The organism is Enterococcus sp. NPDC086594, assembly GCF_044746145.1.
GTDB lineage: Bacteria > Bacillota > Bacilli > Lactobacillales > Enterococcaceae > Enterococcus_D > Enterococcus_D entomosocium.
This window is the reverse complement of the sequence record NZ_JBIVBP010000022.1, coordinates 1-10,899: the sequence shown is the minus strand read 5'-3', so window position 1 is coordinate 10,899 and position 10,899 is coordinate 1. Positions and strand designations below refer to the sequence as shown.

Sequence of the window (10,899 nt, the reverse complement as noted above, 5' to 3'; positions counted from 1 at the left end):
TGTTATTTGTCAACAACTTTTTTTAATTAATTTTGTTGATGTATCAACGTCGATTAACTATTTTAAAATTGCGACTTCGTTATAATATCATCTGTTTCATTTTTGGTCAAGTCTTTTTTGAAGTTTTTTCAAAAGCTTTTTTGACCCGCTGGCTCAATTGCCAACGTTGAATACTTTATCATTCTAAGAATGAAAGAGCAAGCTTTTTTCTGAAATATTTTCAACTAAGTCGAGATAAACAAAAAAACTACCCAAAATAGGTAGTTTAATCAATATCGATCGTACGAAAACGGATCTGATTTTGATCGTCTCGTTTTAAGGTTGTTTCTTCTTTCAGATAAGAAAACTTCTTCTCATTGATCGCTGGATTCTCAAGCATTTCTTCATAACCCGCAAAAATATCATGGATATATTTTTTATAAGCTTTTTTCTTTTTGATTCTTTTCTTCATTTGGCACCGTCCTTTACGTGCTTATCTTAGCAAGCCGAAAGGATTCTGACAACCATTATCCGCATTTTCATACCAAAAATTCACTTTGACACAACTATTCCATTAATTCAGCCAAGTGACACTAATGGAATAGAATGCTTAGCTTGCGGTCAAACGTTTTTGAAAAGCCAATCGCTCTCCGTTCGGAAAAGGGAATGTTACCTCCCCTTTGTATTGATAGCCAGCTGCTTGAATATTCTTTTGCATACCAATATTAGCTTTATACGTATCGATACGTAAATCAACGATTCCTTGCTCTAATGCAACCACTTCAAGAGCTTGCAGCAATTTGGCGCTTAACTTTTGCCCTTTAAAATGAGAACTGACAACGACGCGATGAATGGATAGATATGGACCGTTTCCATCCCACCCTGCGCCGGTAATTGCGTTGTAGACAGGATCATCACCAGAAACCAACGCTGCAGACGCTGCGATTTTTCCATCTTTCACCAACACATAGCTTTCACCATTGGCAATATCTGCTTTGATTTGATTTTCTTTAGGACCGTACCCATCTTGCCATTGCGGAGATCCTTGTGCTTTTAAGAAAGCAATGCCTTCTTCAAAAAGCGCCATCAACTCAACCAGATCATCCTCCGTTGTTTTACGAAACTTCTCCATTAAAAACCACCTTTCTTCTATAAAAAGAAGCGGATAGTAAAGCATTCAAAGTCGTTCTTAATCAATCGTTTTTAATTTCCCCTGGAACTCACTGATTGATTGATACCCTTTTTCTTTCATGATCGCTGCTAATTCTTTCGTCAATCGTTCAAAGATCACCGGTCCTTCTTTTTGCAGCTCTGTGCCGATCTGCAACATAGAAGCGCCACATAACAAATGTTCGTACGCATCTTGACCATTACGAATCCCACCAGTACCGATAATTTTGATTTCTGGCTTGAGACGTGTATAGAAAGCCCGCACATTGGCTAATGCCGTTGGTTTCACATATTCGCCTCCCAAACCGCCAAACCCATCTTTTGGTTTGATAACTACTGAGTCAGTAGCAGGATCAATGAATAAAGCATTCCCAATACTATTGATTGAATTGATATAAGTTAACGGATACTTGTTCAATATCTTAGCCATCTCATCAAAGTGCGCCAAATCAAAGTATGGCGGCAATTTGACACCTAAAGGTTTTGTGAAAAAACCAAAGACGGTTTCCAGAATTTGATCGGTCAAAGGAAAATCATAGGCAACTTGGGGTTTTCCTGGCACGTTTGGACAAGAAAGATTTAACTCTGTGATTCCTTCAAAATCACTTTCTTGGATTTTCTTCAATAACTCAATGTTTTCAGCCACGCTCATACCAGCGACAGAGAAAAAGAAGGGCGCTTGCTGGGTCACTTCCTGCTGTTTTTTGATGGCATAGTCTAAGTAGTAGTCCACCCCTAGATTTGGTAATCCCATCGAATTGATGCTTCCTAACAGTAAATCGGTATAACGTGGTTCTGGATTTCCGGCACGCGCTTCTAGTGTTGCACTCTTCGTGACAAATGACCCAGCTGCTGACGCTGCTAATTCATCTAATTCCTCGATCGTCATACAATGGACTCCTGAGGCGTTCATAAACGGATTTTTGTATGTATATTTCCCAAAATTCGTAGCTAACATTGATTCATTCCTCCAATCTTTCCAACTAGTTTACCGTTTCATTTCTGAAAATGCAATGCAATCTTCGCAAACTTTCTGCAAGCACTGACTAAAAGCAAGATAGTTAAAGACACGCATCCAACTTAAATCCAAAAAGACTCTTCTATCAACTTTATTCAGCTGATAAAAGAGCCTAAGACATTTATTTTCTACGATAAAATCCTTAACGAATCCCCAAAGCAATCCGTGCATACCGACTCATTTTATCAGTCGTCCAAGCGGGATACCAGACTAGTTTTACTTCTGGATTTTTGACTTCTGGAATATCGCTTAGTGCTTCGTGTATCGATTCAGTCAATACGTCGGCTAAGGGACAGCCCATTGTTGTTAAGGTCATTTTGATTACGGTATTGCCTGTTTCTGCATCAAATTCGACTTCATAAACTAAGCCTAGATTCACTATATCAATCCCCAACTCAGGGTCAATCACGGTTTCCAAGGCAGCCAAGACACGCTCTTTGATTGCTTCTGCTTCTACTTCAGTATATGCCACGGTTGAAGACCTCCTTTAATTCTTGTTTCAAATAATACCTTCTTTTGCAAGATTTGTAAATGGACGATCCTTGATTATGGACGGCTTTTCTTGTGTATTTTCAGTTCTGGGAAGACCCCCGTCGTTTTAAAGGTCCGTTGTTCATCATCTGTCGCAAAACGACCTGTGATCGATTGGGTCGGCACAAAGTTAATAAACGCATTGCCGTCTGCTTCTAAAACGGCTTGTTCTAAATCGTAGATCTCATAGCGGGTCACGACCATCATGATCATATTGCCCGGTACGCCTGAATAGCCTCCGACTGAGGGGAACAAAGTCATGCCGCGAAACACATGCTTAGAAATATTTTTCCCAACAGCTTCCGCATTGGTCGTAATAATCATCGCCGTTACCTTTTGATGACTTGTGTGCAGCATGTCCACCACGTAGCTCATTGCGAAAATCGAAATGATCGTGTACAAGGCACTTTCCCAAGAAAAGACGAAACCTGAGACCATGACAATGATGCCGTTTAAAATAAACATATATTTACCGACCGTTTTTCCAGTCGTTTTTGATAATATCAACGAAAGGATATCCATTCCGCCGGTGGTAAAACCCATTTTCAGTGAAAACGCAACGCCGACGCCTAACAGTACGCCACCGAGCAAAGCGTTAACCAAAATATTGTCAGTGATTGCTCCTTGTGGAAGGATTATCGTTAAGACAGAAACGACAACGACATTGATAAAGCTCAATAGTGTCGATGATTTCCCGAGTTTGATGAACCCGAGAACAAAGATAGGCAAGTTTAATAGGAAAATAAACAGCCCTGTACTAAGGTGAACGCCAAAATGTTCCAAGGCAAGTGCCACGATCAATTGGGCGACCCCGTTCATCCCAGCAGAAAGAACGTTTGCGGGAATCAAAAAGAAATTTAAAGCAATGGCTGCGGTGATACCTGACAGCAAAATAACCCCTATTTTTTTCAATCGTTCTGATTGTTCGTGCTTCGTTAATAACTTACTCACAATGATCTAGCTCCTTCACTAAAAATCTCCTTCCAAAGAATAGCAGTTTGTGTGAAAAAATGAAACAATTATTTGCAAAAATTTACTTTTGATTCCCGCATCGTTCGCCTCCATGTTAAAATCATAGGTAAGAGATGAGAGGAGTGATTGATTTTGGCAAAAGAAGCAAGTTTTGATGTCGTATCTGAGATCAACACAGAAGAAGTGAAAAACGCCATTCAACAGGCGGAAAAAGAATTGAAAAACCGATTTGATTTTAAAGGCTCCACGGTAGAAATCAAGATGACTGAGGGCAAACTGACGATCGTTGGAGATGACGAATTTAAGTTGGAGCAAATCAAAGATGTGCTCTTTGCGAAGCTGATCAAACGGAATGTACCAACGAAAAATATTCAATTTGGCGAAACGGAGCATGCCTTGGGGGCAAAAGCTCGTCAAACGGCAGAATTGATCAATGGGATCGATAAAGAAAACGCCAAAAAAATAACGACAGCGATCAAAAACGCCAAGCTAAAAGTTAAAACTCAAATTCAAGACAATCAAATTCGGGTAACCGGCAAAAGTCGTGACGATCTGCAAGAAGTGATCCAATTGTTGCGTAAACTGCCCCTGACGATCGATTTACAGTTTACAAATTATCGCTAATCAAAAAAAAACTAGAACAGAGTCTAACGTGATGGTTAGGCAAAATCGGCCTTACCCGCTGATTTTGCACAACCTCTCCTGAAAGCTCTGCTTCTAGTTTTTTTCTTGCCAAAAATGAGTCAATGCCTTTGATAACTCTTGCGGCCGACGAATGTTTAAGGCATGCTGCCAGTGCAGTGGGAAAAGTTCTTGGTAACGCGGTGTCCGAAAACGTTGATCCAGCAATAACACCACGCCGCGATCGCTGACATCCCGGATCACTCGACCGGCTGCTTGCAGGACTTTATTCATCCCTGGCAGCTGATAGGCATACGCAAAGCCAGCTGCCTTTTTCTCATCGTAATATTCCCGAATCAATTCTTGCTCGTGATTGATTTGCGGCAGTCCGACTCCTACCACTGCTGCACCGATCAAGCGATCGCCTTTTAGGTCGATCCCTTCAGAAAAAATTCCTCCAAGGACACAAAATGCCACTAATGTTTTTGGCTGGCTCTCTTGTCCGTCTTGACTTGTTTCTAGCAAGGATGATCGTTGCCGCTCAAGAGATTGAAACTGTGCAAGAAACGCCTCGCGCTCTACTTCGTTCATGGCTGTCCCCTGAATCAAGACCTCCACCTCTGGCACCTGTTGGGAAAATGCTGCCGCCACATCATCCAAGTAACGATAAGAAGGGAAAAAGACCATATAGTTTCCCGCTTTCGCTGCGGTCATTTGCTGGATTGCATCAACGATTGCAGGAATGCTGGCTTCACGTTGGCGATACGTTGTTTGGATATAGTCTGCAATAAAAATCCCCTGATTTTTCGGATCAAAAGGACTTGGCAGGCGATAGCGCAAAGCTTCATTGCCGCCTCCTAACACCTCTTGATAATAGGACAAAGGAGTAAAGCTCGCAGAAAACAACAGGCTGGCCTTGCCCTTATCTAACACAGATTCCAAAAACGGCGCTGGTTCGATGCAAAATTGCCGTAGTTTGATATCATAGCGGTCGATCTCCACCGTCGTTTCGTAGTGATCATCATAAAATTCACTGATCTTCAAATAATGGTTAGCTTCAAAATACACTTGCAGCACTTCTTCTTGCAATTCATGCTCAGGATTTGCCGGCAACCATTCCTTCATCAATTCAGCTACTTTGTAGAGCTGATTGACCATCGTTTCATGGGGAGCTGCTTGATGGTGATATTCCCACTCTTCCTCTTTTGCTATTTGAGCAATAGCCGCAAATTCTTTGTCAACTTTGTTTAGGGCGCGTTTTAATTTTTGCTGGTCATTGGATAGTTTCTTCTTTAATTCCTTAAATGGCTGCCGGGTAATGGTTGCCGAATACATTTCTTTGGAACGGTTGACTAAGTTATGGGCCTCATCCACTAGAAAGAAATATTCTTCATCCGGCTCCTCAAAAAATCTTCGCAAATAAACGGTGGGATCAAACAAATAATTATAATCACCAATAATGACATCGCAAAAGACACTGACATCCAGTGAAAGCTCGAAGGGACAGACCGTATGTTTCTTTCCGTAGGTCTCGATCACTTCTCGGGTTATTTGGTTCTCGTGATGCAACAGATCCCATAATGCTTCGTTGATTCGATTGTAATAGCCTTGCGCATACGCACAGTGTTCTGGCGTACAGTTTCGTTCATCTAAAAAACAGATTTTGTCTTTGGCGGTAATCGTGACACTTTTGGTTTCACTACCGTTGTCTGCTAACTTGCTCAGTGCATCTTCGGCCACTTGTCTGGTGATCGTCTTCGCCGTCAGATAAAAGACCCGATCAGCCCCTTCTTCCCCTAGCACTTTTAATGCGGGAAACAGCGTTGACATGGTTTTTCCAGTTCCAGTTGGCGCTTCCGCAAAAAGTCGCTTGCCATTTTTTAGTGTTTTATACGCCGCTGCTGCTAACTCTCGTTGCCCTTTGCGAAAGGTTTCAAAGGGAAAAGACAGCAGCTGCAAAGACGTATTGCGGACACGGCGCCAATTCTCTTGAAAAACTAACCATTTATGATATTCCTGAAGTAATTCTTCATAAAAAACAGCTAATTCTGAAAACTGAAATGTTCTTCTCGTACGGGTGGTCAGCTTTTCAGTGGTTTGATAATAAGTCAATTGTACGGCGATTCGATCGATGGGTCTCTTCGGATCATTACCTTCAGCAGTAGGTTCCGCTTCTGGTTTCTCTTGATTTTCACTGTCACTAAGCGCTGCTTGTTCATTTTCTTGTAGTAAAAACAAATAAGCATAAACCATTCCCTGGGCAAAAAACAAATCGATTTGATCTTCAGGGATATCTTCGAACGCTGGTTCTGAAGTTTTGATCTCATCGATCACCCAAGAATTAAGAGTTGCATCAAAAAAGAGACCATCGGCACGTCCTTCGACAGTGATCGAATCTTTCTCAATTTGGCTTTCTCGTTTGAAAAAGACTTCTTTTTGATACGCATCCCCAGCCTCTTTTTGTAGTTGGCGATGGATACGGGCGCCTTCTTGCGCGGTATGATTACTGACTTTGCGGCTATCAATATCGCCTCGGCGCAAAATAAATTCTACGATTTTTCTAACCGCAACTTTTCCTTTATACACGTGTTCACCTTCTCGTTTGCCATTATAGCGGATAGATTACTTTTGGAAAAGCGAACAGAAACAGCTTTTCATCCTCTGCGGAGAGTATCCTATCCAAACAGGTTTTATCACCATGAAAAAACCACTTGCAACAAAACACCTACTCATCAGATAATTGACTTCATTTTTTCTTCCAGAAAATGGGTTTGGCGAAGGATTTACAAAAAAGCCTACTCTACTCACCTAAGCAAGTAAAGCAGGGCTATTTTTTGAAAGATATTTATTGATCGACTTGAATATCATAACTGACACCATTTTGGTCAAAAGCTTGTTGATTGTCTAGATCTAAGGTGAACTCAAAGGTCCGTCCATCTGCTTTGATCGTCAAATGCTTCCCTTCAACCGTGTATGATGCATCTTGATAGGTGATCTCATAAATTTGATAAGGGTCGTTGGACAACTGTACCTCTGAATGGGAAAAATGACGCTGAAAATCACTTTCGATTTGTCCTTCATACAAGGCAACATCACTAAAGCTGGCTGAACTATCTTCTAAATCTGCCATCGGCAAATACTGCTTAACGATCGTCAACTCATTCTCATGAAAATCATAAACCCCTTGGCTTTGCGGAAAGATGACACTCTCATCTTGGATCAGCATCAAATCAAGGTCGCCATTTTCAACCGTTTTTGAGGCGGAAGTAACAGTTTCAGAAACTTCTTTCGAATCGTTGATGGTTAGCTCCTCTTGGCCACAGCTCACTAAAGCGAGCGCGGCGAAGCATAGAGTGAAAAAAAATTGCAGGGATTTTTTCATAAAAACACCTTCTTACAAAGAGTTGAGGTATACCAATCAAAACTAACGCAAGATACAGATCACACACTTTCCTCGAAGTTGGTCACGAAGAATGTTCATGCTTTCGTCAAAAACTAGACCCGTTTCAAACGAATCAACGCTTTCTTATTTTAATTAGTATAACAGCAGTTTTTTGCTAATGCGGTTTCTTAGAAAAATTTTCGAATTCCCACAATAATTCTAAGCTTTTCTCTCATCAAACTATTGGTTATCCTTATCACCTGCCTGCCAAAGGTTGATCACAGCATCTTCACGAAGTAAAGCCTATCCGTGCCAAGCACAGGTGTATCCGTAAGCACAGCAAACGGTTCGAAGCCGACTGCTTGGTAGAATTGCGGCGCTTGGTAGTCTTGGGTGGTAACCGTCACGGAACGACACCCCGCTTTTTTACCGTGATCAAAAAGTGCTTTTATCAATTGTTTCCCGATCCCCTGATTCTGATGGCTTGGATCAACTGCTATCAATTGAATATGGATCGTATTGCCTGTCCGTTTCCCAATCACCCCACCAAGTTGATCCTGATTGTCAAAAAAAGCAAATGAAAGCTGCTCTTGATCGGAAAAGGCACTCACTGCCTCTGTTTTTTTCGTTGAATGATTTAGCCATTGACAGACTGCCTGACGATTGTCTTCTGCGTTTATCGTTTTTATCATTAATTTTTCACTCCTAAAAACCTTTCTTTGTTTCCTCTTATACTTTAAGCTATACTTATAGTCAGACACAAGTATTTGTGATCCTAGGAGGTTTTAGCATGAAAATCATTGGTTTAGTGACAGGACCCGTTCAAGAAAATTGTTACCTAATTTGGAAAGAAGATGTTTTGTTGATTATTGATCCTGGAGCAGAAGCAGCGAGATTGATCGCTGAGATCGAAAAAACAGGCGCAAAACCAGCAGCGATTTTATTGACCCACACTCATTATGACCATATCGGCGCAGTTGACCATTTGCGGGATTATTATCAGATCCTCGTTTACGTGAGTCCGCTTGAGCAAGGATGGCTAAGTGATCCTATGAAAAACCTTTCTGGCCGTCATCCTGAATTAGGAACCATCACCGCACGTCCAGCTGAATTCGAGCTAGAGTTGAAAGAGTACGAGATAGCTGGCATGTCCTTTAAGGTTGTTGCAACCCCGGGTCATTCCATTGGCAGCGTCAGTTTTATTTTTGATAATTTTGTCGTTTCCGGAGACGCCTTATTTAAAGGTAGCATTGGTCGGACAGACCTGCCAACCGGAAATTTGGAACAATTGCTGACCAGCATCCAAACGCAACTCTTTGTTTTACCGAATCAAATGGCGGTCTATCCTGGCCACGGAGAACCAACAACGATCGAAATTGAGAAACGGACCAATCCGTTTTTTAACGCATAAACGTATGACGAATCAAAAGGAGGAATAACTAGTTATGGCAAAGACGGAATTGTATGTCGTGCGTCACGGAAAAACAATGTTTAACACATTGCAGCGGGTGCAAGGCTGGTGTGACACACCATTGACTCGAACCGGTGAACAAGGCATCCACTATTTAGGCCTTGGGTTACGCGATGTGGATTTTGTAGAAGCAGTATCCAGTGACAGCGGTCGAGCGATTGAAACCATGCGTCTGATACTGGGTGAACATGTCAGAGGACCGGAGATCCCTTATCACATCGACAAACGGATTCGTGAATGGTGCTTTGGCTCCCTTGAAGGGGCCTATGATGCAGAAATGTGGGGCGTTCTGCCGCGGATTCTTGATTTTCCTGATTATGATGAGATGATTGCTAATCATGTCACGTTTGAGGCGATCGCCAATGCGATCTACCACGCCGATACAGCCAATTGGGCGGAAACCTTTGATGTTTTGACCGAACGTGTCAAAACAGGGTTTGAAGATATCGCCTATCGCGTTGAGAAAAAAGGCGGCGGCAATGCGTTAGTTGTGTCTCACGGCTTAACGATCGCTTTTCTTTTGCATCTGATCAATGATGAGAACAATGTTCGTATGGATATTGAAAATGGTTCGGTCACTCGACTGATCTACGAAGACGGCAGCTTTACCATCGCCGAAGTTGGTAACACAGAATACATCAAAAAAGGCTTAGCGCTCTCTCAAGAGCTTTTGTCCTAAGAGAAACCTCTGACGGCTAATCAATTTCTTCAAGAAAGGAGCAGTTTTTGTTTTAAAAACTGCCCTCTTTTTTTAGGAAAAAGATTGGTATTCGAATCAGGAAACGGTATACTAAGAGTTGTATTTTGTCATAGAAAGGACTGGACCAATGTTTTTTACAAATTTTATAAAAGCGATTTTATTTGGGATCATTGAAGGGATCACGGAATGGCTGCCAATTAGCAGCACTGGTCACTTGATTCTTGCCGACGAATTTATCGGTTTGAATGTTACCCCCGAATTTATGACGATGTTCAATGTTGTCATTCAATTGGGCGCGATACTAGCAGTCGTCTACTTATATTTCCATAAACTGAACCCTTTTTCCCCACAAAAAAATGAAATAGAGAAAAAAGATACGTGGACGTTATGGTTTAAAGTTATTGTTGCGGTCTTGCCATCGGTTATTATCGGATTGCCGTTAGATGATTGGTTAGATGCGCACTTCTACAACTTTTTCTCCGTTTCGATCGTCTTGATCGTTTATGGGATCGGCTTTATCGTAGTTGAAAAACGAAACAAGAATAAAGCACCGAAATGTACCGATTTGAACAAATTCACCTACAAAGCGGCCTTGATTGTCGGCATGTTCCAGGTATTGGCATTGATCCCAGGAACTTCTCGTTCTGGTGCTACTATCTTAGGTGCTATCATGATCGGCGCTTCTCGTTATGTTGCTGCTGAATTTTCATTTTTCTTAGGTATTCCCACCATGTTTGGTGCCAGTGCCTTGAAAATCTTCAAGTTTTTGAAAGATGGCAATGCCTTTGATTTCCAAGGAACCGTCATCTTATTAACAGGAACCATCGTCTCATTCATCGTTTCGATCATCGCGATCCGTTTCTTGATGAACTACATCAAGCGTAACGATTTTACCGTATTTGGATGGTATCGTATCGTTTTAGGAATCATTTTGATCGGCTATTGGCTGATCCAATTATAAGGGCTCTTTGTCAATAAGGACTGATGAGTTGTGCAAAATCAAATCTGGGTCAGAATGAACCTCATTCTGGCTCAGATTTTTTGTTATCTTACTT

Annotated in this window: 12 protein-coding genes; 4 read left to right on the top strand and 8 right to left on the bottom strand. The window is 41.6% G+C overall.

Features of this window, described 5'->3' with window-relative positions; translation table 11 throughout:
• Window positions 1–265 precede the first annotated feature (265 nt).
• The 5 genes from ACIPK1_RS17390 to ACIPK1_RS17370 all read right to left on the bottom strand — a co-directional run bounded on the left by ACIPK1_RS17390 (window position 266) and on the right by ACIPK1_RS17370 (window position 3,649).
• On the bottom strand, window positions 266–451 hold the full coding sequence (locus ACIPK1_RS17390; protein WP_005236216.1) for a hypothetical protein: 186 nt from the start codon (window positions 449–451) through the stop codon (window positions 266–268).
• A 138-nt stretch (window positions 452–589) separates the two neighbouring features.
• Complete coding sequence (locus tag ACIPK1_RS17385) at window positions 590–1,111, bottom strand: GNAT family N-acetyltransferase (protein WP_086332346.1); 522 nt, start codon at window positions 1,109–1,111, stop codon at window positions 590–592.
• A gap of 57 nt (window positions 1,112–1,168) precedes the next feature.
• Window positions 1,169–2,107, bottom strand: coding sequence for a dihydroorotate oxidase (locus tag ACIPK1_RS17380; protein WP_087664183.1), 939 nt, complete (start codon window positions 2,105–2,107; stop codon window positions 1,169–1,171).
• A 202-nt stretch (window positions 2,108–2,309) separates the two neighbouring features.
• Window positions 2,310–2,639 (bottom strand): metal-sulfur cluster assembly factor, encoded by a 330-nt coding sequence (locus tag ACIPK1_RS17375; protein WP_005231940.1) that lies wholly within the window; start codon window positions 2,637–2,639, stop codon window positions 2,310–2,312.
• 74 nt (window positions 2,640–2,713) lie between these two features.
• Window positions 2,714–3,649: a YitT family protein gene (locus tag ACIPK1_RS17370; RefSeq protein ID WP_005236241.1), complete on the bottom strand. Its 936-nt coding sequence runs from the start codon at window positions 3,647–3,649 to the stop codon at window positions 2,714–2,716.
• A 153-nt stretch (window positions 3,650–3,802) separates the two neighbouring features.
• Between ACIPK1_RS17370 and ACIPK1_RS17365 the strand changes: the two genes are divergently transcribed.
• Window positions 3,803–4,294, top strand: coding sequence for a YajQ family cyclic di-GMP-binding protein (locus ACIPK1_RS17365; RefSeq protein WP_005230187.1), 492 nt, complete (start codon window positions 3,803–3,805; stop codon window positions 4,292–4,294).
• 93 nt (window positions 4,295–4,387) lie between these two features.
• Here the strand turns inward: ACIPK1_RS17365 and ACIPK1_RS17360 are convergent, their stop codons facing one another.
• The 3 genes from ACIPK1_RS17360 to ACIPK1_RS17350 form a co-directional block, all read right to left on the bottom strand.
• Entirely contained in the window at window positions 4,388–6,877 is a 2,490-nt protein-coding gene (locus ACIPK1_RS17360) for an ATP-dependent DNA helicase (RefSeq protein WP_400451393.1), read from the bottom strand.
• A gap of 259 nt (window positions 6,878–7,136) precedes the next feature.
• The gene (locus tag ACIPK1_RS17355) at window positions 7,137–7,673 is read right to left on the bottom strand and encodes a hypothetical protein (protein ID WP_005236248.1); all 537 of its coding nucleotides are present in this window, start codon (window positions 7,671–7,673) and stop codon (window positions 7,137–7,139) included.
• A 278-nt stretch (window positions 7,674–7,951) separates the two neighbouring features.
• On the bottom strand, window positions 7,952–8,365 hold the full coding sequence (locus ACIPK1_RS17350; protein WP_242691913.1) for a GNAT family N-acetyltransferase: 414 nt from the start codon (window positions 8,363–8,365) through the stop codon (window positions 7,952–7,954).
• Between the two features lie 98 nt (window positions 8,366–8,463).
• On the opposite strand from ACIPK1_RS17350, the gene ACIPK1_RS17345 reads away from it, so the two are divergent.
• The 3 genes from ACIPK1_RS17345 to ACIPK1_RS17335 all read left to right on the top strand — a co-directional run bounded on the left by ACIPK1_RS17345 (window position 8,464) and on the right by ACIPK1_RS17335 (window position 10,805).
• Complete coding sequence (locus ACIPK1_RS17345) at window positions 8,464–9,084, top strand: MBL fold metallo-hydrolase (protein WP_400451392.1); 621 nt, start codon at window positions 8,464–8,466, stop codon at window positions 9,082–9,084.
• Between the two features lie 34 nt (window positions 9,085–9,118).
• Window positions 9,119–9,823 (top strand): histidine phosphatase family protein, encoded by a 705-nt coding sequence (locus ACIPK1_RS17340; protein ID WP_005236258.1) that lies wholly within the window; start codon window positions 9,119–9,121, stop codon window positions 9,821–9,823.
• A gap of 148 nt (window positions 9,824–9,971) precedes the next feature.
• Window positions 9,972–10,805, top strand: a complete 834-nt coding sequence (locus ACIPK1_RS17335) for an undecaprenyl-diphosphate phosphatase (protein WP_005236259.1) — start codon at window positions 9,972–9,974, stop codon at window positions 10,803–10,805.
• The last annotated feature ends 94 nt before the right edge of the window (window positions 10,806–10,899 follow it).